The organism is Jatrophihabitans telluris (assembly GCF_023516435.1).
GTDB classification, from domain to species: Bacteria; Actinomycetota; Actinomycetes; order Mycobacteriales; family Jatrophihabitantaceae; genus Jatrophihabitans_A; species Jatrophihabitans_A telluris.
Window position 1 is genome coordinate 2,257,676 of sequence record NZ_CP097332.1, and the last position, 23,635, is coordinate 2,281,310.

Sequence of the window (23,635 nt, forward strand, 5' to 3'; positions counted from 1 at the left end):
CGTGCCCGAAGGAGACACGGTCTTCATCACCGCAGCCCGACTGTCGCAGGCTCTCAGCGGCCGCACGGTGACGACCTTCGACCTTCGGGTGCCCCAACTCGCGCTGGCCGATCGGCGAGGGGAGCAGGTGAGCGAGGTCGTGTCCGTTGGTAAGCACCTGCTGATGCGCTTCTCCGGCGGTACGAGCTTGCACAGCCATCTCAGGATGGACGGCGCCTGGCGCGTGGGCAACGCGGGAGCCAAGGCGCGAGCCCGCTCCTTCGAGATCCGGGCGCTCGTCGGTAACGACCGTTTCCTGGCCACCGGCAGCAACGTGCATGATCTCGCGCTCGTACCGACAGCTGAGGAGCAAACGGTGGTCGGGCACCTGGGTCCCGACCTACTGTCCCCGAATTTCGACCTCGAAGAGGCCATCCGGCGTGCCTTGCTCGAACCCAGCCGCCCAGTCGGAGAGGTGCTGCTCGATCAACGCGTCGTGGCCGGAATCGGCAACGTCTACAAGTGCGAACTGCTGTTCCTGCACCGATTGAACCCGTGGCAGGCTATCGAGACTGTTCCCGACGTGCCAGCGGTGCTGAACGACGCGGTGCGCCTGCTCAGAGCGAACTGCGGCAGCTTCCACCGCAACACCACGGGCTGGCCCCAGCCCGGACAGCAGTATTACGTCTACGGGCGTGCCGGCCGCGGTTGCCGGCGCTGCCGAACCGCAATCCGGCAGGCGGAGCAAGGCCCCGACGCGATGGAACGAGTCCTCTACTTCTGTCCGCAGTGCCAGGGCGTGCAACCCCAGGGCGGCTGATTCCGCTCTCTGGTCCGAGCGCCGGTCGCCCAGGCGCAACCGCGCGCACGATTACTCAGCAGGGTCAGCCTTGCGCAGCGACGGCGTGGCCTGCTCGACCGGCGAGTCGGCGCCGGGTCCCTTGCCAAGTGCGGGATTCTGATCGGTCTCCAACGTCGCCGCTGGTCCGCCGCCGGGCTTGTCGGCCGACAGCGACGCGCGAATCTCCTCCAGTCGCGCCTGGGCGGCCATGCTCGTCGTCGCCTTTCTCACCTCGAGCATGCGGCCCTGGACCGAGGACGACGCCAGCTCGGCCTGTCCGAGCGCCGTGGTGTAGCGCCGTTCGATCTTCTCGCGCACCTCCTCCAGCGACGGGGTGTTGCGAGGCGCGGACAGCTCGCTCATCTGGTTCAGGGAGGCAGACACCTGCTCTTGCATCTTTGCCTGCTCGAGCTGGCTGAGCAGTTTGGTGCGCTCGGTGAGCTTCTCCTGAAGAAGCAGCCCGTTGTCCTGCACGGCCTGGCGCGCCTGCTCGGCCGCACCGATCGACTGATCGTGCAGCTGCTTGAGATCGGCGGCGCTCTGCTCAGCCGTAACCAGCTGATTGGCCAGGATCTGCGCCGTCTGCTCGAACTCACCGGCCCGGCCTTCGTCGCCCTCGCCTCGGGCCTTGTCCGCCAGCACGAGGGCCTGACGTGCTTCGGCCTGAAGCTTCTCGATCTGGCTGAGCTGACGATCGAGTTTGATCTCCAGCTGCCGCTGGTTGCCGATCACGCTGGCGGCCTGGCGGGTCAGCGCCTCGTGCTGCCGCTGCGCCTCCTCGATGGCCTGCTGAATCTGGATCTTCGGATCGGCCTTTTCATCGACCTTCGCGCTGAACCAGGCCGAGACGTAGTGCCACGCCTTGACGAAACCGTTAGCCATTTCGCTCCAGGACCTTTCGCTGCCGATCGATACGTGTGAGCGTCCCGCCGAGGCGCCGCTCACATCCAGTCTGCCGCATGTACCGCCTCGGGCGGAGGGCGATTACGCCGTCACCGGGGGAAGGCCCGCGACGAGAATGCTGACGTCCGACCGAATGTCCTCAAGATCGGCCGGCCCGGTTATGAACGAGGCCAGCCAGCGCAGCACTGTCGGCGCTCCCCGGCGTCCAGCCCGGTTGAGCACGGCCGCCACCGCCTCGGCCGCCTGGCGCCACCCGGGCGAGCGGACGTCCACCCGAGCGAACACCGCCAGCAAGGCCGTGTCCTCACCGCCGAGGGCCTCCAGCATGGGGTGCTCGGAAATCGCCAGAGCAGCCTGGAGCAGCGCGTCGGTCAGTTCGAGATGACCGACCTGCCGGATGAGCTGGTCGACCTCGACGAGCAACAGCGCGGCCAGCACGTCATCCCGGGTCCGGAAGTGGTTGTACAGCGTCGCCTTGGCCACCCCGGCCGCAGCTGCGATCTGCGTCATCGAGATCTGGGTTCCGCTCACGCTCACCGCACGCCCGGCCCCGGCCAGGATCGCGCCCCGCGTTCGGGCCATCGGACTGCTCATCCGCGCCGGCGGTGAGCCCAGGGGTACTGGGGCCTCGTCGACGGGGTCAGGTCGGACGGGCAAGCCCGTGGTCGGGGTCAACAGGATCTCGACCAGGGGATCGTGCCGGTGTGATCTCGCTGCTGCCATGATTCGACCGTAGGCGCAGGGTCAGCAGCCTCGGCTCACCTTGGATGCCGACACGCCCATAGTCTCAGGCTCGGCTTGAGCCTCATGGGCGTCGAATCGCCCGCACCGGTGCACTGGTTCAGGCGGCGACGTTCTTCGGAACCGATCGCATCTGCGGGCCGTCCTCGCGATGCGGCGCCGGCGTGAGCATCGGCCCGTGCCCGGCTTTGGCCATGACCATGGTGCGTTCGGCCATCCGCTCTTGCCGGCGGAGCTGGTCAGAAACGGTCAGGAAGATCTCGGACAACGGAACGTCGAGCGCCTCGCAGATAGCCGCGAGCAGTTCGGAGGACGGTTCCTTGTGCCCGCGTTCGATCTCGGACAGGTAGCCCAGGCTTACCCGGGCTGCGGCGGAGACCTCTCGTAGAGTGCGACGCTGACGCAGGCGCACTGCACGCAGGGTCTCGCCGACAACGTGCCGCAGAACGGCCATTTGCGATACCCCTCTCGTTCGCTGGCGCTGTCAGCATCGTGAATGCAACATCACCACAGGTGTACATCAAACCCTAGTCCGGCGACTGACAACTTCGCCGCCAAGCGCTCGTTCGCTGAAAGCGAACCAGGCCCGCCCGGGCCTCGGGTCCGGCCGACCTACCTCAGCGCTGCCCCCGAAGGTTTCGGCGAGCGGAACCGACAGAAGGTCAACCGAGGACACAACGCGCTGGCCCCTGATCGTGTTCCGGGTCCCGTGCCGCTCAGCGAGCGCTCTTGCGCCGCAGCGTTACCGCCCGCGCAACGTAGTCCAGGCCCGTGAGCACGGTCAGCACCACTGCAGCCATCATCACCCCGGTCGCGGCGGCATGCCACCCGCCGTTGAGGGGCAGCACGAGCAGCCCGATGGCCCACGCCTGCACCATCGTCTTGAGCTTCCCGCCCCGGCTGGCCGGGATCACTCCGTGACGAATCACCCAGAACCGCAGCAGGGTCACGCCGATCTCGCGCGCCAGGATCAGCCAGGTGACCCACCACGCCAGCTCCCCCAGCATGGACAGGCCCACCAGTGCGGTGCCGATCAGAGCCTTGTCGGCGATCGGGTCCGCGAGCTTGCCGAACTCGGTGATCAGCCCCCGCTTACGTGCAAGGTCACCATCGATGAGGTCGGTGAGGCTGGCAACGGCGAAGATGACCCAGGCGACCCCTCGCCACGCGCCGGTATGGCCGCCATGGGCGAACAGCGCGGCGGCGAAGAAAGGTACGAGGACCAGCCGCAGGATCGTGAGCGCGTTGGCGATGTTCCAGACCGAGACGGTCGTGACCGGATCACCGAGCGGGTCGAGCCTCGGTTCCAGGTGCGTCATCTGGCCGACTCCGGCCGCACGTGCGCGACCAGATCAGCTCCGTCGCTGTCGATGACCACTGCGCTGACGAGGTGACCCCTGCGCAACCCGGCGATCTCGCCCACCAAGGTGACCGAGCCGTCGGTCTCGGGCGCCTGGTGAGCCGCTCTGCCGGTGACACCATCGGCGTCGATGGCCTCGACAAGCACCTCCACCAGCGAGGAGATGCGATCCTCGGCGCGCTGATTGACGAGTTCGTCCGCCAGCTGGGACACGCGCTCGACCCGGGCGGCGATCTCGTCCGGGTCGAGCTTGCCCTCGAAGGTTTCGGCCTCGGTGCCCTCCTCGTCGGAGTATCCGAAGACCCCGACCACATCGAGGCGGGCCTCGGTGAGGAACCGTTCGAGTTCGGCGACGTCGTCCTCGGTTTCGCCCGGGAAGCCGACGATCACGTTGCTCCGCGCGCCGAGTTCCGGGGCGATGGCGCGGGCCCGATCGAGCAGCTCGACGAACGTCTCGGTCGAACCGAACCGTTTCATGCGGCGCAGCACCGTCGGGCTGGCGTGCTGGAACGACAGATCGAAGTAGGGCACGACGCCGGGCGTCCCCGCGATGACCTCCAGCAGTGACGGGCGAAGCTCGGCCGGTTGCAGGTAGGAGACCCGGATGCGTTCGATTCCCTCGATCGCGGCGAGCCGAGGCAGCAGGGCCTCCAACGCGCGCAGGTCACCCAGATCCTTGCCGTAGGAGGTCGAGTTTTCGCTCACCAGGACGAGTTCGCGCACCCCTTGTTCGGACAGCCAGGCAGCCTCGGACTCCACCTCGGCGGGTGTCCGGGAGACGAACGCGCCACGGAAGGACGGGATCGCGCAGAACGTGCACCGGCGATCGCAGCCCGAGGCCAGTTTCAGATAGGCCACCGGGGCGTCGTCCAGGCGCCTGCGGGCCAGGCCCGGCGACGCTGTCGGCCCCCAGGCATGACCGGGTACCGCGACCTCGGAGACGGCCTTCGGTCGTTGAGCCGGGCTGATCGGCAGCAGCGTCCGGCGATCACTCGGGTGATGAGGCGCGATCTCGCGGCCGGCCAGCACGTCGTCAAGGCGCTCGTCGATGCTGGCGTAGGAGTCGAAGCCGAGGATCGCGTTCGTTTCCGGAAGCGCGCCGGCCAGCTGGTCGCCGTAGCGTTCGGCCAGGCACCCCACTGCAACGACCTTGCGTCCGGAGTCCGCGACCGCCAGGAGCGTGTCGATCGAATCCTTCTTGGCCGAGTCGATGAATCCGCAGGTGTTGACCACCACGACGTCGGCATCCTCGGACTCGGACAGCTCCCATCCGCGGGCCGCCAGGGTCCCTGCGAGCTCCTCGGAGTCCACCTCGTTGCGGGCGCAGCCAAGGGTCACCAAGGACACACGACGAGGTTGTGACACCTCCTGGACTCGCGATTCAGGCACGGGCCAAAGATTACCTGCGGAATCAGGTCCTCGTTTCCCGTCGGCCGCGCAAGGGCCGTCCAAGCCGCGGATCTGGACCGACGCGCGCTTCCGGAGCCGATGATCCGACCCCGCCGATCGGATCGATAGTCTTCCCCCGTGGCGGACCCGGACAGCGAGCAGGTGCAGGGACTGGTACTGGTTCGCCGAGCGCGGACGAGTGACGTCGGCAGTATCAAACGGCTGGTCGACACCTACACCGGCCAGCGGTTGCTGCTGGCCAAGGACACCGTGACGCTCTACGAGACCGTCCAGGAATTTCGAGTCCTGGAGCTGGACGGAGACATCGTCGGCTGCGGCGCACTGCACGTGCTGTGGGAGGACCTGGGCGAGATCCGCACCCTGGCGGTGTCCCCGACGGTCCGGGGGCATCGGTTGGGCGACGGTCTGCTGGCCGAACTCATCGACGAGGCCCGCCGGCTGGGACTGCACCGGCTGTTCGCGCTGACCTTCCAGACGCGCTTCTTCGCCCGGCACGGCTTCGTCGAGATCGAGGGAACGCCCGTCGAACCCGAGGTCTACTCCGAACTCAGACGCTCCTATGACGCCGGCATCGCCGAGTTTCTCGACCTCGAGTACGTCAAGCCCAACACCCTCGGCAATTCCCGGATGTTGCTCACTCTGTGACCGGCCTCCCGCGCGCCTCTGCGGTCGGCTGAGACAAATCTCCTACCCTGTGGTACGGAGGTGTTGCCCCATGACCGTGTTCCAGCTCAACCGCCCGCAGGTGCATTCCACCGTGGCCAGCCCTGCGGCCGACGCTTGGAAGCAGCAGACCACGACCGCCGTGGTCGACCGTCCCGGTCGGCACGCCGCCGAAGGCCGGGTCAGGCTGACGTTGCGTCGGATGTTCTACACCGCGCGCCACTCAGCCAGAGTCTGACCGCACCGTTCGACGCGAAGAAGGGGCCGTCCGCAACCGCGGGCGGCCCCTTCTTCATCAGCGTGGGTACTCAGAGGTCCTCAGAGGTCCTCAGAACGGTGGCGAGTCCTCGGATCCGGCGTAACCGGAAAGGCGAGCTCGCTCGAGGCCGTCGACCGGCTCCTCGTCTGACTCGTCCTCCACCAGATCGTCGGCCGTGCCGCCGTTTCGCAGGGTGTACATCAGGCCAGCGAGCTCGTCCGGTTTGACCAGCACATCGCGGGCCTTCGACCCCTCCGAGGGACCCACGATCGAGCGCGACTCCATCAGGTCCATCAGTCGACCCGCCTTGGCAAAGCCCACCCGGAGCTTGCGCTGCAGCATCGACGTCGACCCGAACTGGGTCGACACCACCAGTTCGACCGCCTGCAGGAATACGTCCAGGTCATCGCCGATGTCCTCGTCGATGTCCTTCTTCGCGGCGACCGGAGCCGTCACGTCATCCCGGTAGACCGGCTGCAACTGCTCCTTACAGTGGTCGACGATGGCCTTGATCTCGTGGTCGGTCACGTACGCGCCCTGGATACGGGCAGGCTTGGAAGCGCCCATCGGCAGGAACAGTCCGTCACCCTTGCCGAGCAGTTTCTCCGCCCCCGGCTGGTCGAGGATGACGCGCGAGTCGGTGACCGACGACGTCTTGAATCCCAGCCTCGAGGGGACGTTCGCCTTGATCAGTCCGGTCACGACGTCGACCGACGGTCGCTGGGTCGCGATAACCAGGTGGATGCCCGCGGCCCGGGCCAGCTGCGTGATCCGCACGATGGCGTCCTCGACGTCACGCGGTGCCACCATCATCAGATCCGCGAGCTCGTCGACGATCACCAGCAGGTACGGATAGGGCTGATAGACGCGCTCACTGCCCGGCGGCGCGATGATCTCGCCGTTACGGACCTTGCGGTTGAAATCGTCGATGTGCCGGACCGCCGAGGCCTCCATGTCCTCGTAGCGCATGTCCATCTCGCGCACCACCCAAGCCAAGGCGTCGGCGGCCTTCTTCGGGTTGGTGATGACCGGGGTGACCAGGTGCGGAATGCCCTGGTACGCCGCGAACTCCACGCGCTTGGGGTCGATCAGCACCATGCGCACCTGCTCGGGGGTCGCGCGGGTCAGGACCGACAGAATCAGCGAGTTGATGCAGGAGGACTTGCCGGCCCCGGTGGCACCGGCGACGAGCATGTGCGGCATCTTCGCCAGGTTGGCCACCACGAAACCTCCCTCGACGTCCTTGCCGAGAGCGGCCAGCATGGGGTGCTGATCGCGGCGGGCCACCGACGAGCGCAGCACGTCGCCCAGCATGACGATTTCCGGGTCGGTGTTGGGGATCTCGACCCCGACGGCGGACTTTCCCGGGATCGGACTGATGATGCGGACGTCGGCCGACTTCACCGCATAGGCGATGTTGCGGGTCAACTGGATGATGCGCTCGACCTTGACGCCCGGCCCGACCTCGATCTCGTAGCGGGTGACCGTCGGGCCGCGGGTGAAACCGGTGACCGCGCAGTCGACGTTGAACTCCTCGAATACCTGGGTGAGCGAGGCGATCACCTCGTCGTTGGCCTTCGTATGAGCCAGGTGGGGCGAGCCCGCGCCCAGCACGTCGACGGGCGGCAGGGTGTACATCCCGGCCCCGCCGGACAGCTCCAGCTGGGTCGGGCGCGTGATCGGCGGCAGGTCCTCCTCGACGGGTGGCTGGGCGACCCTCGGCCTGCGTGGTTTGCGGATGGGTTCGGCCTCGGCCGCGCCGGCGATCGGGTCCGCCGGGGTTCCGTCGCCGGCCGGGAACGGGTCGTCCAAGAACGGGTCGCCGTCGGCGAAGGCCTGCGCCGCCAGGAGGTCGGCCTCGATGTCGGCGGGCTTGCGCCCGCGACGCCAACTGGCTCTGAAGTCGCCGAATTCAGCGTCGGAATCTGCCGCCGGGTCGGCGGTGGCCTGGCCGTGGTGAGCGAGCTGCCGGTACGCCTCGCCGACCATGGCCGGCAACTGGTTGAGAGGTGTCGCGGTGACGACCAGCGCACCGAACGCGCCGAGCAGGAAGAGAACCAGGACGAGCAAGGCGGCCGGCAGCGCGCGCTCGGCCAGCCCGGACAGGGCACCGACGCTGCCGCCGGCGTGCGACCAGTCGCCGCGCCGGGACGGGCTGTCGCCCCACAGGTGCAGAAGACCCGTGACCGACAGCAGAATCGCCGTGCAGCCCACCAGCATCCGGCCGTGGGTTTCCGGGCGCGGACGCTGCCGCAGAACGTGAATCGCGACGTAGCCCAGCAGCGGAGGAATCACGACGGCGGCGTTGCCGACGAGCAGGCGGAGCAGGGCGGCCAACGCATGGCCTGCCGAGCCCGCGGCGTTGAACCAGATGGCGATGGCCGAGATGACACCGAGTGCGATGAGAGCCAGTCCGGCACCGTCACGACGGTGGGCGGTGTCCAGGTCCCGGGCCGTGGCCGCGTTACGGCCGACCGCACGGGCCACCGTGCCGAGGCCTCGTCCAACGGTCAGCCACACGCGCACGATCCCGTGGACAAGGCCCCGCATGATCAGCGCGAGCGGGCCCGGGCCTCTGCGGACGGGGGGCTTGGGAGACCGGGAGGTGCCGCGTGAGGCTGCTGCCCGCGGCTTGGTGTTGGCGGCCCGAGGCTTGCTCGACGGCGAGCGGCCGCCGGTCTTGGCGGCGGCCGACCGACCTGCGGGAGGACGCGGTGTGGTTCCGGTAGCTGGCACTCGGTAACCGTAACGCTCAACCCAAAGTTGAGGGTGTAGCGACACCGCGAATCGGACCCCGGGCCGGGGTGGTCAGAGCAGGCCGGCGGCGACCAGATCCTCGCGAAGGTGGCTGATCTCGTGATCGGTCGCTTCCACCAGCGGCAGCCGTACTCCGCCCACCCCCAGGCCCTGCAGCGCCAGGCCAGCCTTGACCAGGATGACCCCCTGAGTGCGGAAGATTCCCGTGTAGATCGGCAGTAACTGCTGGTGCAGCCGGGCAGCTTCGGACACCGCACCGCGTTCGTAGGCCTCGATGAGCTCGCGGGTGAGGCGGCCGGAGAAGTGTGTCGATGTCCCCACCACACCGACGCCTCCGACGGACAGCAGCGGCAGCGTCATGGCGTCGTCGCCGGCGTAGTAAGCCAGGCCGGTCTCGCCGATCACTCGGGCGGAGGCGGCGAGATCGCCCTTGGCATCCTTGACGGCGACGATCTGCTCGTGCTTGGCCAGCTCGATCATGGTGTCGGTGGCGACGGGCACGCCCGAGCGGCCCGGGATGTCGTAGATCATGACCGGAAGCTGCGTTGCGTCGGCAACCACTCGGAAGTGCTGCAGCAGGCCGGCCTGAGGTGGCTTGGAGTAGTAGGGCGTGACGACCAGCAGCCCGTGCGCACCGGCTTTCGCGGCCTGCTCGGCCAGGTGCACCGTGTGCACAGTGTCGAACGTGCCCACCCCCGCGACCACGCGCGCCCGGTCGCCGATCGCCTCCACGACAGCGGCGACGAGGTCAGCCTTCTCCCCGTCGGTCGTGGTGGGCGATTCGCCTGTCGTGCCGTTGACGACGAGCGTGTCGTTGCGCTGCTCGTCGACGAGGTACTTCGCCAGCTTCACCGCTGCGTCGAGGTCGATCTCCCCAGCAACAGAGAACGGCGTGACCATAGCCGTGGCGAGGCGGCCGAACGGGCGAGTGGGATCGAGCGTCGACATGGCTTCAACGCTACCGGCAGGACGTCCGGCGTTCGTACCGCGTTACCGCCGATCGCCGCTCAGAGCCTGCCAAACTGTCCTCGTGCACCATTTCGCGGCGTTACGTACGGACCGGCTGCAGCTGGACGCGGTCGCCATGACCGACCTGGATGACTTCCACCGGCTGCACAGCGACCCGGCGACGTATGAGCACGCGCCGCACGTGCGTCACCCGGACGTCGAACACAGCCGGACGGTGCTGCAGGAGTGGATCGAGGACTGGCTGCTGGTCGGCCTGGGGTACTACTCGGTGCGCTCGATCTCGGGCGACTACCTGGGGTGTGGCGGCGTCCGGCGCAACCAGGTCAACTTCAACGTCTACTACCGGCTCTTTCCGCACGCCTGGGGGCACGGCTACGCGCAGGAGATCATCCGGGCCAGCGGTCCCCTGGCCGAACGAATCGAGCGCGGCGCGATCCTGCAGGCCGTGATCCGCCCGGTGAATGTGGCCTCGATCGCGGTCGTCGAACGGCTGGGCATGATTGCTTGCGGTCGTCAGCTGGACTACACCGGCGCAGAGCAGCTGGTGTACCAGCTGCCTGCGGCGGAGCTGGGCTGACCGGGGGCCTATCCCTCCGACACCATCGGCGAGGACGCTACCTCCGTGCCGTCGGGCAACGTCGTGATCTCGAAGTCCGCGAAGACGTTCCCGGCGACGCGCTTGAGTTCCCGAAGGCAGGCGATGGCCAGATTCCGGATCTCGACGTCGGCGTGCTCGGACGCTCGCATCGCGACGAAATGCCGCCACGCCCGGTAGTTCCCGGTGACCACGATCCGGGTTTCGGTGGCGTTCGGGAGCACCGCCCGGGCCGCTTGGCGGGCCTGCTTGCGTCGCAGCGTGGCGTGCTCGACGTCGGCGAACTTCTTTTCCAGACCCTCGAGGAGGTCCGTATAGGCGGCCACGGCCGCCTCGGACGCCGCGACGAACTTCGCATGCAGTTCAGGATCGTCGGCAATGACGTCGGGCTCGACCATCGCCGCGTCTCGCTCGGGCACGTAGCGCTGTGACAGTTGGGAGTAACTGAAGTGGCGGTGCCGGATCAGCTCGTGAGTCAGCGAGCGAGAGATGCCCGACAGGTAGAAGGTCACCGAACCGTGCTCCAGGACCGACAGATGCCCAACCTCGAGGATGTGGTGCAGGTAGCCGGCGTTGGTAGCGGTCGCTGGATTCGGTTTCTTCCACGACTGGTAACAGGCGCGGCCGGCGAACTCGGCCAGAGCCTGGCCGCCGTCGGCGTCGGTCTCCCACGGCACGCCGTCGGGGACCTCGAATTGCGTCCACGCGATGACCTGGACCTTGGGTTGGACGATTTCGGGCACAGCGCACTCCAGTCGACAGCGTGATGACCGCATCGAGCGCCGGCAACCGGACCTGCCCGAGCGTGTGAACAGCTTAGGCCACACGCCGGGTTCTCGGTCCACGATCAGCCTCCGTGTCGCGGCCCGCTGCTGGGTTGCCACACTGACAGCAATACCCTCTTGATTTGATGCCAGGCATGATGTCATAGTGATGTCATGAAGCTCGACGACTACACCTCGCAGGTCCGAAGCCAACTCACCGCCGCCGCCGCGCTCGGTGACGAACGCACGCAGGAGATCGCGGCCGCATTGGCCGGCCCGCTCGACTCCGCCGTGCGGCTGGCAGTCCTCAACGCCCTGTCGGAGGCCGCGGGCGAGATCAACGGAGCACTTTTCGAAGCCGGCGGCGGCCATGCGAGTCCGGCCGTCAGCGTCCATCTCGACGGTGACGCCGTACGCGTGTCGGTGAGCCACGCCCCCGTCGAGGCCGAGGAACCGCGGGTGGACGACGGTGACGCCTCGGCACGAATCAGCATGCGCCTCACCGAGGCTCTCAAGGCCGACATCGAGCAGGCCGCGGCCCGCGCCGACGTGTCCGTCAATACCTGGCTGGTCCGCACCGCAGCGAACGCGGTCGGCTCCGGACGATTCCCAGGGGGTCAGGGTCCTGGTGGCTGGGCCAGCTGGGCCGGCTGGCCCAGCGGCGCGGGCTGGCCCAGCGGCGCGGGCTGGCCCGGCGGATCCGGGGGTCGCTCCGGCGGCAGTTCAGGCGGCAGCCGTGGGTCCAACCGCATCTCCGGGTGGGTCACGGGCTGAGCCGCCCGCCGCTGTACCGCTCCTGTACCGCCGCGGTGGTGCCCCGCGAAGTCCCCGTTCTGAAGTCCCGTACTGGGGCCCCGTAGGTCCCGGCGTCGAGCTTTTCCCTCTCATCTCTGGAGTCCCGTCATGCCTATCGAAACGTTTCCCCTGAGCGGGCCGATCAATCTTCAGGCCCGCTTCGCCCTCGGATCACTGTCCGTGCGAGCCGAGGACGGCCTGTCCGAGGCACGGGTCGAGGTGACGCCACGCGCTCCCCGCTCCTCCGTGCTCGACAGCGTCAGCGTCGCCATGCGTGGCCCGACCCTGATGATTTCCGGACCGCGGCCTCGCGGGGGTTTGCTCGACCTCGCGGTGTTCGGTGGCCCGACTTCGGAAAGCGACGCCATCGACGTGGTCGCGGTCGTCCCGACCGGGACGGCCATGAAAGTCACCACGTTGAGCGCGACGGTCTCGGTCGCCGGCACCCTCGGCGGGGTCGACATCGCCGGACGAACCACCGAACTCAACCTCGACGGAGCCGACGGTGACGTGCGGGTCCGCAGCGGCAACGGATCATCGACGCTGCACCGCGTGCGCGGCTCGGTCGAGATCCGGTCCGGGAGCAACGAGGTGGACATCACCGAGGTCAGCGGCGCAGTCGACATCGGCATAGGCACCGGCACGGCCCGGATCGGGCTCGCGCACGACGCGGTGAGACTGCGGTCGGGATCGGGGGAACTCGTCATCGAGCAGGCTGATGGCGACGTCGATCTGACGACGGGCAGTGGGAGTCTGAGCGTCGGGATCGCCGCCGGTCATCAGGTGCGGCTGGATCTGCTGACCGGGCACGGGGAACTACGCACCGAGATGCCGGTGACCGATCAGCCCACGACCGCCGGGCTGGTCAAGGAGCCGTCCCGCCGGTCGAGCATTCGGGCCCGCACGGGCAACGGTGACATCACCGTTCGCCGGACCGCGCCCACTGCCGAGCAACCCGCTACCTGATGAAGCGGCTCAGCGGGCCGGCGAGGTCACCGATGCCGGCACTGACCACGTCGGCCAGCCCCAGCCAGTGGGCCAACTGCGCGAGTTCGGCCGCCAGGTGCTCAGCCACATAGCCTTCGTCCACCCCTGGCTGCGCCCATACCGCCTGGACCCTGAGCGCGCCGACGGCTCGATCCGCCTTGAGGTCGACTCGGGCCACAATGGTGTCGCCGAGCAGGAAGGGCAGAACGTAGTAGCCGTAACGTCGGCTCGCCGCCGGCGTGTAGATCTCGATTCGGTAGTGGAAGTCGAACAGCCGCAGAGCCCGATCGCGGAACCAGATCAACGGGTCGAACGGACTCAGCAGAGCACGAGCGCTGACTGAACGCGGACGTCGCGCCGACGGCCACAGATACGCCGGCGGCTGCCAGCCCGCGACGGTGACCGGAACGAGCTCGCCCGCCTCGACCAACTCGGCCACCCGCAGCTTCGAGTCGGTGCGGGGTAGCCGAAAGTAGTCCCCCAGATCCGGCTCGGTGGCAACACCGTAGGCGCGAGCGGCAATCCGTACGAGCTCGCGCTGCGCCTCCGGACGCGACAGGGTCGGCGCCGCGAGCACGTCGGCCGGAAGGATCCGTTCGATGAGGTCGTAGTGGCGCTCGAAATTGACCCGGCGGGCCGCCCCCACCTGACCGGTGAAGAAGAGGTACTCGAGCGCGACCTTGCCCTTGTGCCAGTTCCACATCTGTCCCGGCGTTCGTGGGGAGCGCTCGATCCCGGTCTGCTTCGTGCGGATCGGACCCGACTCGGCGACCAGCCGGCGAACGTCGTCCACCAGTTCCGGGCGCTCAACCGCGATGCGCGCGATGCCGCCCCAGGCTTGCTGCTGCGGATCGTCCATGCGCCAGCGCAGCAGCGGGTACGTCGACAGTGGGATGAGCGAGGCTTCGTGCGCCCAGTACTCGATGTACTCGCGCGTGATGCGACCGGTGGTGTGCGCGGTCAACCGGTCGAGCACGTCGCGCTGGTACGGACCGATGCGCGAGTAGACCGGCAGGTAGTGGGAGCGGGAGAGCACGTTGACCGAGTCGAGTTGGAGTAGACCCATCGTGTCGACGGCCTTGCGGATGTGCCGCGCCGTGACGGCCCCGGCGGGGCTCGGGGCCGCGAAGCCCTGAGCCGCCAGCGCGATCCGCCGCGCGGCCGCCGGGCTGAGGGTCGGGCCGGCCGCCGATCCCTGCGCCTTGGTAACCATCGGGCCATTCGATCATGAGGATGCGACAACCTTGGCAGCGCGCTGAGCCGTCCGGGCCGTCAGCGGCGGCGAACGGCCGCCCCATGACAGGATGGGCGAGTGACGGAGTTCCTCAAGCACATCGGCGAGCACGTCGGTGTATGGCTCTATGTCATCGCGGCGGGCCTGGCCTTCGCCGAGGCGGCGATCCTGGTCGGGTTGGTCCTACCGGGCGAAACGGCGCTACTGGTGGCGGGTTACTTCTGCCACGAGAAGGTGCTCAACGTGTGGGTGATGGTCCCCCTGGCCATCGTCGCGGCGATCGCCGGTGACAGCGTGGGCTTCGAGTTCGGACGCAAGTTCGGTCCACGCATCCGCCGATCCCGCCTGGGTCGCTTCGTCGGCGAGCCGCGATGGCAGAACACCGACCAGTTCATCCACCGACACGGCGGAAAGGCTGTCCTGTTCGGGCGGCTGACCGCGGTCCTGCGGGCACTGACCCCGTCGATGGCGGGCATGAGTGGCATGCACTACCCCACCTTCCTCGCCTGGAACGCCACCGGCGGCATCTTGTGGGGAGGCGGCTGCGTGCTGCTGGGCTACGCCTTCGCGAGCGCCCTGCACCGCGTCGAGCAGTATCTGACCTGGGCTCCGCTGGCGGTGCTCGCCCTGGTGATCCTGGCCGCGATCGCCTTGCACATCCGGCGAAGGCGCCGTGAACGCGTCGCCGACTGAACTCGACGGCCTGGGGATTCGGCTCGGTCAGCCGGCCGGCCCACCGTGGCCCCCGGGCGGCACGGGATGGGGCGGTCGTGCCTGAACTACCCGAGGTCGAGACAGCTCGACTCGCGCTGGACAAGGCAGCGCTCAATCGCCGAATCGTCGATGTGGACGATCTCGACTCCTACGTCTGCCGTCCGCACTCCCCCGGCGACATCCGCTCGGCGTTGGTGGGCCGCCGGCTGGAGTCAGCGCACCGTCGTGGCAAGTCGCTGTGGTGCGAGACCTCGGGCGTGGGCCGGTCCCGGCACGCCGGACCCACCCTGGGCATCCACCTCGGCATGGCCGGACGGTTGTTCATCGACAGCACCGACGGCGAACTCGTCGAAGGCGGCGACCCGATCGTCACCCGTCGTTCCAGCACGCCGAATCCGGCCTGGGATCGCTTCACCGTCCACTTCGCCGACGGTGGGACGCTGCGGCTGTTCGACAAGCGCCGACTGGGCCGGGTGCGCCTGGACCCTGATCTGAGCCAACTGGGGCCGGACGCGCTCGACATCGCCGCAGCCGATTTCGATCGGGCGATCGCCCGTGGCAGCGCGCCGATCAAAGCACGCCTGCTCGACCAATCCGCACTGGCCGGCGTCGGCAACCTTCTGGCCGACGAGGTGCTGTGGCAGGCGAAGGTGTCTCCGCAGCGGCCGGTGTCCGCACTGACGGCAGCCGAGCGCCGCCGGCTGTACCGGGCGCTGCGCGCGGGCGTCGCCGCCGCCGTCGAGAAGGGCGGCGTCCACACCGGCCGGATCATTCCGCACCGCCGGAAGGGTGATCACTGCCCGCGGTGTCACACCGAGATGACCCGGGCCACGGTCGGCGGCCGAACGACCTGGTGGTGCCCCAAGGAACAGGTGGCCTAGGCCGCACCCGTGAGCCAGTCGTCCGTCGGCCCTCCGTAGGCTGGCGGCGTGGCAGATGTGAGCGTGCGGCCGGCCGGCCCCGGCGACGTGACCGAGATTTCCCGGATCCAGGTCGAGACCTGGCGGCAGGGATACCAGGACGTCCTGCCCGCCCCGGTGCTGGCGGCACTCGATCCGGCCGCGATCGCCGACGGATGGCGGGCAGCAGTGGCGAGCCCGCCCAGCCCGCGCCACCACGTCGTGATCGCCCAGGAGGGCGACTGGACGGTCGGTTTCGCGGCCTTCTCCCCCGATCCCGACGCCCTCGACGGAGACCCCGGGCCGGAGTCCACCGCCGCGATCAGCGTCTTGCTCGTGGAGCCCCGCTGGGGACGGCGAGGTCACGGATCCCGGTTGCTGGCCGCGGTCGCGGACCTGGCCTCCGCCGACGGTGCTGATCGGCTCATCGCCTGGGTTCCGGCGGCCGACACCAGTTCGCTGCAGTTCTACCGATCGGCGGGTTGGGAGGCCGACGGGGTCCAGCGCAGTCTGGACACCGGGGCCGGAAGCATCAACGAGCTTCGCCTGCACGCGAGCCTGGGCGATCCGGCCTAGCCAACGGCGAAGCTAGGGTGAGCGGGTGACGTTCACGGGTATCCCGGCCGCAGCGCTGGACTTCTACGACGACCTCGAGACCGACAACTCCAAGACTTTCTGGCTGGCCCACAAGAACGTCTACGACGAGGCGGTGAAGGCTCCGCTGGAGGCGCTGGCCAGCGAACTCACCGCCGAGTTCGGCACGCCGAAGTTCTTCCGGCCCTACCGTGACGTCCGCTTCTCCAAGGACAAGACGCCGTACAAGACACACCAGGGTGTCTACTTCAGCGAGTCCCGGCGGTACTTTCACGTCTCCGCGGCGGGGCTGTTCGTCGGTGGTGGCTACTTCGGCATGGAATCCGATCAGATCAACCGCTACCGGCGCGCGGTGGACGACGACATTGCCTCGGCAGGGCTGGTCGATGCACTGGACAAGGCGCGCAAGGCCAAGCTCGAGGTGGGCGGCGATCAGCTCAGTCGGGTGCCCTCGGGCTACGACAAGGGCCATCCGCGGGCCGAGCTCTTGCGGCACAAGGCGCTGACCCTACGCAAGGAGCTGGGCTTTCCGCCCTGGCTGCACTCGGCCCGAGCGAAGAGCGAGATCGTCAAAGCCTGGCGGAGCATGGGTCCGCTGGTCGAGTGGCTCGACGCCAACGTCGGCGCCTCGGACGCGGTCGGCGGACGCAGTCGCCGCGGGCAGTAGGCCCGTTCTCGATCACAGCCCGAGCAGCGAGTCGATGCCCACGGTCAAACCCGGATGCGCCGCCACCTGACGGGTGGCGAGGACCACGCCGGGCATGAACGAGGATCGGTTCAGCGAATCGTGCCGGATAGTGAGCGTCTCACCTTCGGCTCCCAGGATGATCTCCTGGTGCGCGACCAGGCCTCGGGCGCGAACTGCGTGCACCCGGATCCCGTCGATGTCGGCCCCGCGTGCGCCGGCAAGTTCGGTCGTGGTCGCGTCCGGAATCGGCGGCGAGTCGGCCGCGGCACGAGCAGCCGCGATCCGGTGAGCCGTTGCGGCCGCGGTGCCGGACGGAGCATCGGCCTTGTCCGGGTGGTGGAGTTCGACGATCTCGACGGACTCGAAGTGCGGCGCCGCCAACTCGGCGAAGCGCATCGACAGGATCGCGCCGATGCCGAAATTGGGGGCGACGATCACGCCGACGTCGGGGGCCGCCGCCAGCCAGCCTCGTACGACGTCCAGGCGCTGCGCGGTGAAACCGGTCGTCCCCACGACAGCGTGGATGCCGTGCTCGATCACGAAGCGCAGATTGTCCATCACGACGTCGGGGTGGGTGAAGTCGATGACGACCAGAGGGCCCGCATCAGCGACCGAGCTCAGCTCGTCCCCGATGTCGACGGCCGCGACCAAGGTCAGGTCCTGGGCCGCCTCGACTGTTCGACAGACTTCCTGGCCCATGCGTCCGCGAGCGCCGAGCACGGCCACCGGCACGGGGTCGGTCATCGCATTCCCCCTTCGTGAGATCTCAGCGCGGGCCCGCGCCACTGCAGCAGCGAATGTCCGTCACACCGCCGAGGCGAAGTGATCGGCGCCGAACGGCCCGACCACGGTGAGGCACCGGGGCCGGGACAACAGTTCCTCGGCCAACGTGTTGACCTGCGCGCTGGTCACAGCCGCGACACCGGCCAACAACTCGTCCATCCCCAGCACGTCACCGAAGCTGAGTTCTGCCTTGCCGATGCGAGTCATCCTCGACCCGGAGTCCTCGAGCCCCAGGACCATGCCGCCGCGCAACTGACCCTTCGCCCGAGCGACCTCGTCCTCGCTGAGCCCGTTGAGGGCGACGTCGGCCAGGACACTGGTCATGATCGATACGACCTCGTCGGCTTTGCCGGGCTGGCATCCGGCGTAGAGGGCGAACAATCCGTCGCCGGCGTAGCCGGAGGAGAAACTGTAGGTGGAGTAGGCCAAGCCGCGCTGTTCGCGAATCTGCTGGAACAGCCGGGACGACATTCCGCCGCCGATGCCCGAGGACAGCACCCCGAGCACGAAGCGGCGCTCGTCGAAACGCGACAGGCCGGCGCCGCCGAGAATGATGTTCGCCTGCTCGGTGTCGTCCTTGACCACATGCACCGGCGCCGAGGGCGCATGAGCGTGCGAACGGTCCGCGCGGATCGCCGGCGGGTCGGCCTGGCCGTCGAGGCGTCCGGCGAACGCGGTGCGAACCATTCGCACCACGTCGGCGTGATCGATGTTTCCCGCGATCGAGACGACCATCTCGCCCGGCCGGTACCGGCGAGCGTAGTAGCCGTGGATCTGGGTCCGGCTGAGGGTCTGAATCGAGTGCTCGGTACCCAGGATCGGTCGGCCCAGCGGCGAGTCGCCGAAGAGGGCCTCGGCGAACTCGTCGTGGACGAGGTCGGAGGGATCATCGTCGCGCATGGCGATCTCCTCCAGCACGACCGTGCGCTCCACGTCCACGTCCGTCGCGGCGATAACCGCATTCAGGACGACGTCGGAGATCATCTCGACGGCCAGGGGCAGTTCCTGATCGAGCACCGTTGCGTAGAAGCAGGTGTGCTCCTTCTCGGTGAAGGCGTTGAACTCCCCTCCTACCGCGTCCATGGCCGAGGCGATGTCGAGCGCGCTACGGGTCCGGGTGCCCTTGAAGAGCAGATGCTCGAGAAAGTGGCTGGTTCCAGCGACCGACGGAGCTTCGTCGCGCGAGCCGACCGCCACCCAGATACCCACGCTCGCCGACCGCACGCCGGGCATGGCTTCGGTGATGATCCGCAGGCCACCGGGGAGCACAGTGCGTTTGATGACCCCGCCACCGGAAGCGGGCAGCGTGCGGGTCGAGGCGCGAGAAGTCACCCGGACAGCCTAGTGTCCGCCGGCTGGGCCGCGGTCAGGGCGTACGCCGGGCCCACGCGGAGGGATCGGCGATCATCTTCTTCACGTGGGCGGGCATCTTGCCGGTGAGCAACTGCTGCAACGATGTCTCGTCCAGGACCTTGCGCAGGCTCGCCCGCACCGCCACCCAGAGTCCGGGCAGGTGTTCGGCAAGGCCGATGTAGTTCATCTCGTCCGGACGCAAACCTCGAACCTCGGCCAGCGGACCGTCCACGGCGCGGATGACGGACCCGATGGAAATCTCCGACGCCGGCCGCGCCAACGCGTAGCCACCGTCCGCGCCGCGCATGGAGCGCACGATTCCGGCCCGGCGAAGATCGCCGAGAATCGCCTCCACGAACTTGCGGGGAAGCTGCTGGTCGCCGACGATCACGTCGATCTTGACCAGGCCCGGAGCCCTGTCGGCCAGTTCGAGAAGTGCACGCACGGCGTAGTCGCTCTTCGCTGAGATCTCCACGCGCGCATTGTCCCAAATTCCGACGGGATTCGGGGGATTCGCTCAGGACGCGGCGACCAACGTCGACGCGCGGGACGCGGGCCGCAACCAGACGGCGCTGCCCTCGGCCAGTTCCAATGCCTCGGCCTGCCCGCGGGTCAGCTGCACCCAGGGGGCGGAATCGCCGGCGTCGAACTCGGCCCGGACCTCGAAACCGATGCGCTGCAGTCGCGTGATGGTCGCCTGCACACTGCCGACGTGGTCTGCGGTGAGGACCTCGATGTCGTGCGGACGCACCAATCGACCGTGCAGCTGTGTGACCGGCCCGAGGAATCCCATGACGAAGTCGTTCACGGGGTGGTCGTAGAGGTCGTTGGGACTGCCGACCTGTTCGATCCGCCCGTGATTGATCACCACGAGGGCGTCGCTGACCTCCAGGGCCTCCTCCTGGTCGTGGGTGACGAAGACGGTCGTGACCTTGACCTCGTCGTGCAGGCGCCGCAGCCAGTCCCGCAATTCCTTGCGTACGTTGGCGTCCAGCGCGCCGAACGGTTCGTCGAGGAGCAGAACCTGGGGCTCGACGGCCAAGGCGCGGGCCAACGCCATCCGCTGCCGCTGGCCACCGGACAGTTGAGCGGGAAGCCGGTCGGCGAAGTTCTCCAGGTGAACGAGCTCGAGCAGCTCGGTGACGCGACGGCGAACCTCGGCCTTCGGGCGCTTACGAATCTCCAGCCCGAAGGCGACGTTGCGGTACACGGACAGGTGCTTGAACGCCGCGTAGTGCTGGAAGACGAAACCGACGTTGCGGCGCTGGGCGGGCAGGCCGGTGGCCTCCCGGCCGTCGATCACGACCCGGCCCTCGTCAGCTGATTCCAAACCGCCGATGATGCGTAGCAACGTGGACTTACCGCCGCCGCTGGGACCGAGCAGCGCGGTCAGCTGTCCGCTCGGCACGTCCAGATCGATGTTGTCCAGCGCGAGGAAACTGCCGAAACGCTTGGTGATGCCAGTTGCCGTGATACCCATCAGGCACCCTCCTTGGGACGCAGGAACGAGATCGCCTGGATGGCCAGGGCGGCAACGAGGATGAGCACGACCGCCAGCTGATAGGCGCCCGTCTCGAGCTGCTCGGCGTGCTGGTCCACGAGCAGGGTCACCGTCTGGGTGCGTCCGGTTACGTTGCCCGAGACGACCTTGACGGCACCGAACTCACCGATCGAGCGGGCGATGCCGAGGACGATGCCATAGGCCAGGGCCCACTTGATGGTCGGCAGCGTGATCCGGACGAAGCGCTGCCATCCGTTGGCACCGAGCGAGCGGGCCGCTTCCTCCTGCTCCACTCCGGTTTCCTCCAGCACCGGTAGCACCTCGCGAACAACCAGCGGCAGCGCGACGAAGGTGGTGGCGAGGATCATGCCTGGCGTGGCGAAGATGATCTGCAAGCCGGCGCTGCGCAGGTCGGGCCCGAACCACCCGGTGCGGAAGCCGAAGACGAGAACGAGGGCCAGCCCGACGACGATCGGCGAGACGGAGACCGGGAGGTCGATCAGGACGTTCAGAATGCGCTTGCCGCGAAAGCGGAATCGCGCCAGCAGGAGGGCCATCCCGACCCCGAAGACGGTGTTGATGACGACGGCTGATCCGGCTACCACCGCGGTCAATTGATAGGCATGGACAGAATCCGCAGCCGTCAGTGTCTCGGTAAAGGCCGACCAGCCCTGCTCGATCGTGCGCCAGAAGACCAGCCCGACGGGGACCGCGACCAGAGCGAGCACATAGACCACGGCAACCATCCGCAGTCCCCACCGCGCCCGGGTCGACTTCACCAACTGGTCAGCCACGTCGCGCCGCCCACTGCTGGAGCAGCCCGATGAGCCCGATCACGACGACGCTGATCAGCAGCAACACGGTCGCCGTGGCCGCGGCCTGGGGCAAGGCGTCGTCCTGAATCTGCTTGTAGATGTACAGCGACGCGATCTCCGTCTTGTACGTGAGCTGGCCCGAGATCAGGACGACCGAGCCGTATTCCCCCATGGCGCGGCCGAAGGCCAGCGCGGCACCGGACAGCACGGCGGGCAGGACCGCGGGCAGCACGATCCGCCGGAACGTTGTGAACGAACTCGCGCCCAGGGACGTCGCGGCCTCCTCGACGTCGGACTCCAGCGCGAGCAGGACCGGCTCGACGGTACGGACCACGAAGGGCAGGGTGACGAAAAGCAGCGCGACGACGATGCCGGGCTTGGTCGCGTAGAGGTCGGGCGCGATGGCACTGTGCGGTCCGTAGAGGGTCAGCAGCACCAGACCGGCAACGATGGTCGGCAGCGCGAACGGGATGTCGATGAGCAGTTCGAGAATGCGCTTGCCGGGGAAATGATCGCGCACCAGCACCCAGGCGATGACAGTGCCCATGACGGCGTTGATCAGCGCGACGCCGAGCGAACTGAGCACTGTCAGCTGAATCGCATCGAAGGCACGCCGATCGGTGAAGGTGTCGGTGAAGCCCGTCCAGCCGCTGCCGGTTCCTTTGGCGACCACAGCCGCCAGCGGGAGCGCCACGAGCAAGCTGAGCCAGATCACCCCGAGGCCGAGCCCCACACCCGAGGCCAAACCCAGGCGCTGAGAGTCCGCAGCGCCACTCCGATCAGGAGCGGCCCTGCGGATCTCAGGCTCGAGGACGGTCGAACTCATCCGGTGCTGTTGAGGATCGTGGTGATGATCCCGTTGGTCTTGTCGAAGTACTTGGTGTTTACCGTGCTCCAGCCACCCAGGTCGGAGACCGTCGTGAGGGTCCTCACCGCCGGGAACGGGTTCGCCGGGTCGTTGGCCCCGGTGACGCTGCCGACGTTCACGCCGGACAACACCGGCCGGTATCCCTTGCTGGCGAACACCTTCTGGCCCGCCTCGCTCTCGACGAAGGCGAGGAAGTCCTTCGCGGCCTGACCCGCCTGCTTGGTGACAGCGGCCGGGTTCTGTATGAGGAAGGAGTCCTCAGGAACGACGTAGTCCAGGGCCTGCTTGTTGGCGCGGGCATTGATGGCTTCGTTCTCATAGGAGATCAGGACGTCGCCGGTGCCGGACAAGAAGGTCTGGGTGGCTTTGGAACCGCTCTCCGGCTTGCTGACGATGTTGGCCGAGAACTTCTTCAGGTAAGCCTCGCCGCCGGCCTCTCCCCCGCCGTTGCCGTACCCATGAGCGAAGGCGGCCAGGAGGTTCCACTTCGCCGAGCCGGACGAACCCGGATCGGGCGTCACGATTTTCACCCCCGGCTTGGTGATGTCGTCCCACCCCTTGATGCCGAGCGGGTTGCCCTTACGGACGGCGATCACGACGACCGAGTCGGACACCAGGCCCTTGGTGGGACCGGTGTTCCAGTCGGCGGACACCAGGTCGGGAGTCAGCTTCGTCATGTCGGGCTGGATGGAGAAAGCGACATAGTCCGCGCTCTGCCCATTGGCCACCGCTCGGCTCTGGTCGCCGCTGGCGCCGTAGGACGCGCTGAAGGAGACGCTCCTACCCTTGTCGGTGGCCTTGAACGCGGTCTGCAGCGCGTCGTAGGCGGGCTTGGGAACCGAGTAGGCCACGATAGCCACCTTGCCACCCCCGCCAGCGGAGCCCGCGCCAGAGGACGAACACGCCGTCAGGCCGATCGCGGCGACGGCGGCCACGCTCAGCGCTACCGCGGCGGACCCGCGGCGATTACGGAATGCTCGCATCGAAAGATCTCCCTAGTGGAACTGATTCCATCGTGCCGATAGATCCGATATTGTCTATCGAGCTACAAGAGAATACGACACGGGACTGCTCGGCTCCAACGTGAGGGACGTCGCACCCGTATCGGGACGCCGGCGGGTACCAACGGGTGCTAACGGGTGCCGGCCGGTGGCTTCGACCAG

The 23,635-nt window shown here is 68.0% G+C and carries 26 protein-coding genes; 10 read left to right on the plus strand and 16 right to left on the minus strand.

Translation table 11 applies throughout. The annotated features are described in order from the left end of the window. Position 1: 1 nt before the first annotated feature. On the plus strand, positions 2 to 799 hold the full coding sequence (locus M6D93_RS10555; protein ID WP_249769120.1) for a DNA-formamidopyrimidine glycosylase family protein: 798 nt from the start codon (positions 2 to 4) through the stop codon (positions 797 to 799). A 51-nt stretch (positions 800 to 850) separates the two neighbouring features. On the opposite strand, the gene M6D93_RS10560 is transcribed toward M6D93_RS10555, so the two are convergent. The 5 genes from M6D93_RS10560 to rimO form a co-directional block, all read right to left on the minus strand. Continuing rightward, positions 851 to 1,702 carry a PspA/IM30 family protein gene (locus tag M6D93_RS10560; protein ID WP_283818567.1) on the minus strand — a complete coding sequence of 284 codons (852 nt, stop codon included), beginning with the start codon at positions 1,700 to 1,702 and terminating at the stop codon, positions 851 to 853. Between the two features lie 102 nt (positions 1,703 to 1,804). Beyond that, a complete protein-coding gene (locus M6D93_RS10565; protein WP_249769121.1) occupies positions 1,805 to 2,446 on the minus strand; it encodes a TetR family transcriptional regulator in 642 nt (213 codons plus the stop codon). Positions 2,447 to 2,564: 118 nt separating this feature from the next. Then, positions 2,565 to 2,918 (minus strand): helix-turn-helix domain-containing protein, encoded by a 354-nt coding sequence (locus tag M6D93_RS10570; protein ID WP_283818568.1) that lies wholly within the window; start codon positions 2,916 to 2,918, stop codon positions 2,565 to 2,567. 262 nt (positions 2,919 to 3,180) lie between these two features. Continuing rightward, positions 3,181 to 3,783, minus strand: coding sequence for a CDP-diacylglycerol--glycerol-3-phosphate 3-phosphatidyltransferase (gene pgsA / locus M6D93_RS10575; RefSeq protein ID WP_249769122.1), 603 nt, complete (start codon positions 3,781 to 3,783; stop codon positions 3,181 to 3,183). Next, positions 3,780 to 5,171 carry a 30S ribosomal protein S12 methylthiotransferase RimO gene (rimO, locus tag M6D93_RS10580; protein WP_249769123.1) on the minus strand — a complete coding sequence of 464 codons (1,392 nt, stop codon included), beginning with the start codon at positions 5,169 to 5,171 and terminating at the stop codon, positions 3,780 to 3,782. The genes pgsA and rimO overlap by 4 nt, the downstream gene beginning before the upstream one ends. Before the next feature lie 180 nt (positions 5,172 to 5,351). Here rimO and M6D93_RS10585 point away from each other — a divergent pair, with 180 nt between their 5' ends. After that, complete coding sequence (locus tag M6D93_RS10585; protein WP_249769124.1) at positions 5,352 to 5,879, plus strand: amino-acid N-acetyltransferase; 528 nt, start codon at positions 5,352 to 5,354, stop codon at positions 5,877 to 5,879. Positions 5,880 to 5,949: 70 nt separating this feature from the next. Next, positions 5,950 to 6,135: a hypothetical protein gene (locus M6D93_RS10590; protein WP_249769125.1), complete on the plus strand. Its 186-nt coding sequence runs from the start codon at positions 5,950 to 5,952 to the stop codon at positions 6,133 to 6,135. A 90-nt stretch (positions 6,136 to 6,225) separates the two neighbouring features. On the opposite strand, the gene M6D93_RS10595 is transcribed toward M6D93_RS10590, so the two are convergent. Both M6D93_RS10595 and dapA read right to left on the minus strand, forming a co-directional pair. Further along, a complete protein-coding gene (locus M6D93_RS10595; RefSeq protein ID WP_430667190.1) occupies positions 6,226 to 8,706 on the minus strand; it encodes a DNA translocase FtsK in 2,481 nt (826 codons plus the stop codon). Between the two features lie 258 nt (positions 8,707 to 8,964). Then, entirely contained in the window at positions 8,965 to 9,861 is an 897-nt protein-coding gene (dapA, locus tag M6D93_RS10600; RefSeq protein WP_283818569.1) for a 4-hydroxy-tetrahydrodipicolinate synthase, read from the minus strand. Positions 9,862 to 9,943: 82 nt separating this feature from the next. Between dapA and M6D93_RS10605 the strand changes: the two genes are divergently transcribed. Then, positions 9,944 to 10,459 (plus strand): GNAT family N-acetyltransferase, encoded by a 516-nt coding sequence (locus M6D93_RS10605; RefSeq protein ID WP_249769127.1) that lies wholly within the window; start codon positions 9,944 to 9,946, stop codon positions 10,457 to 10,459. 8 nt (positions 10,460 to 10,467) lie between these two features. Here the strand turns inward: M6D93_RS10605 and thyX are convergent, their stop codons facing one another. Next, positions 10,468 to 11,220 (minus strand): FAD-dependent thymidylate synthase, encoded by a 753-nt coding sequence (gene thyX / locus M6D93_RS10610; protein ID WP_249769129.1) that lies wholly within the window; start codon positions 11,218 to 11,220, stop codon positions 10,468 to 10,470. A gap of 195 nt (positions 11,221 to 11,415) precedes the next feature. On the opposite strand from thyX, the gene M6D93_RS10615 reads away from it, so the two are divergent. Both M6D93_RS10615 and M6D93_RS10620 read left to right on the plus strand, forming a co-directional pair. Continuing rightward, positions 11,416 to 12,015: a hypothetical protein gene (locus tag M6D93_RS10615; RefSeq protein WP_249769131.1), complete on the plus strand. Its 600-nt coding sequence runs from the start codon at positions 11,416 to 11,418 to the stop codon at positions 12,013 to 12,015. A gap of 129 nt (positions 12,016 to 12,144) precedes the next feature. Next, complete coding sequence (locus M6D93_RS10620; protein ID WP_249769133.1) at positions 12,145 to 13,002, plus strand: DUF4097 family beta strand repeat-containing protein; 858 nt, start codon at positions 12,145 to 12,147, stop codon at positions 13,000 to 13,002. Here the strand turns inward: M6D93_RS10620 and M6D93_RS10625 are convergent. Next, positions 12,995 to 14,236: a winged helix-turn-helix domain-containing protein gene (locus tag M6D93_RS10625; protein WP_249769135.1), complete on the minus strand. Its 1,242-nt coding sequence runs from the start codon at positions 14,234 to 14,236 to the stop codon at positions 12,995 to 12,997. The genes M6D93_RS10620 and M6D93_RS10625 overlap by 8 nt on opposite strands. 99 nt (positions 14,237 to 14,335) lie before the next feature. Between M6D93_RS10625 and M6D93_RS10630 the strand changes: the two genes are divergently transcribed. The 4 genes from M6D93_RS10630 to M6D93_RS10645 all read left to right on the plus strand — a co-directional run bounded on the left by M6D93_RS10630 (position 14,336) and on the right by M6D93_RS10645 (position 17,131). After that, positions 14,336 to 14,950, plus strand: a complete 615-nt coding sequence (locus M6D93_RS10630) for a DedA family protein (protein WP_249769137.1) — start codon at positions 14,336 to 14,338, stop codon at positions 14,948 to 14,950. A 77-nt stretch (positions 14,951 to 15,027) separates the two neighbouring features. Next, the gene (locus M6D93_RS10635; RefSeq protein ID WP_249769139.1) at positions 15,028 to 15,852 is read left to right on the plus strand and encodes an Fpg/Nei family DNA glycosylase; all 825 of its coding nucleotides are present in this window, start codon (positions 15,028 to 15,030) and stop codon (positions 15,850 to 15,852) included. Positions 15,853 to 15,900: 48 nt separating this feature from the next. After that, positions 15,901 to 16,446, plus strand: coding sequence for a GNAT family N-acetyltransferase (locus M6D93_RS10640; RefSeq protein WP_249769141.1), 546 nt, complete (start codon positions 15,901 to 15,903; stop codon positions 16,444 to 16,446). Positions 16,447 to 16,471: 25 nt separating this feature from the next. Next, positions 16,472 to 17,131: a DUF2461 domain-containing protein gene (locus tag M6D93_RS10645; protein WP_249769142.1), complete on the plus strand. Its 660-nt coding sequence runs from the start codon at positions 16,472 to 16,474 to the stop codon at positions 17,129 to 17,131. 12 nt (positions 17,132 to 17,143) lie between these two features. Here M6D93_RS10645 and dapB read toward each other — a convergent pair whose 3' ends face one another. Genes dapB through M6D93_RS10680 form a run of 7 tightly spaced genes read right to left on the minus strand, consistent with a single transcriptional unit; the run spans position 17,144 to position 23,455 of the window. Further along, positions 17,144 to 17,896, minus strand: coding sequence for a 4-hydroxy-tetrahydrodipicolinate reductase (gene dapB, locus M6D93_RS10650; RefSeq protein WP_249769143.1), 753 nt, complete (start codon positions 17,894 to 17,896; stop codon positions 17,144 to 17,146). A 60-nt stretch (positions 17,897 to 17,956) separates the two neighbouring features. Further along, positions 17,957 to 19,267 (minus strand): M16 family metallopeptidase, encoded by a 1,311-nt coding sequence (locus M6D93_RS10655; protein ID WP_249769144.1) that lies wholly within the window; start codon positions 19,265 to 19,267, stop codon positions 17,957 to 17,959. Positions 19,268 to 19,301: 34 nt separating this feature from the next. Then, the gene (locus M6D93_RS10660; RefSeq protein ID WP_249769145.1) at positions 19,302 to 19,763 is read right to left on the minus strand and encodes an RrF2 family transcriptional regulator; all 462 of its coding nucleotides are present in this window, start codon (positions 19,761 to 19,763) and stop codon (positions 19,302 to 19,304) included. Between the two features lie 42 nt (positions 19,764 to 19,805). Further along, a complete protein-coding gene (locus tag M6D93_RS10665) occupies positions 19,806 to 20,768 on the minus strand; it encodes a sulfate/molybdate ABC transporter ATP-binding protein (protein ID WP_249769146.1) in 963 nt (320 codons plus the stop codon). Further along, complete coding sequence (locus tag M6D93_RS10670) at positions 20,768 to 21,583, minus strand: sulfate ABC transporter permease (protein WP_249769147.1); 816 nt, start codon at positions 21,581 to 21,583, stop codon at positions 20,768 to 20,770. Before M6D93_RS10670 ends, M6D93_RS10665 begins: the two co-directional genes overlap by 1 nt. Further along, the gene (gene cysT / locus M6D93_RS10675) at positions 21,576 to 22,430 is read right to left on the minus strand and encodes a sulfate ABC transporter permease subunit CysT (RefSeq protein ID WP_249769148.1); all 855 of its coding nucleotides are present in this window, start codon (positions 22,428 to 22,430) and stop codon (positions 21,576 to 21,578) included. Before cysT ends, M6D93_RS10670 begins: the two co-directional genes overlap by 8 nt. Beyond that, entirely contained in the window at positions 22,427 to 23,455 is a 1,029-nt protein-coding gene (locus M6D93_RS10680) for an extracellular solute-binding protein (RefSeq protein ID WP_249769149.1), read from the minus strand. Before M6D93_RS10680 ends, cysT begins: the two co-directional genes overlap by 4 nt. Between the last annotated feature and the right edge of the window lie 180 nt (positions 23,456 to 23,635).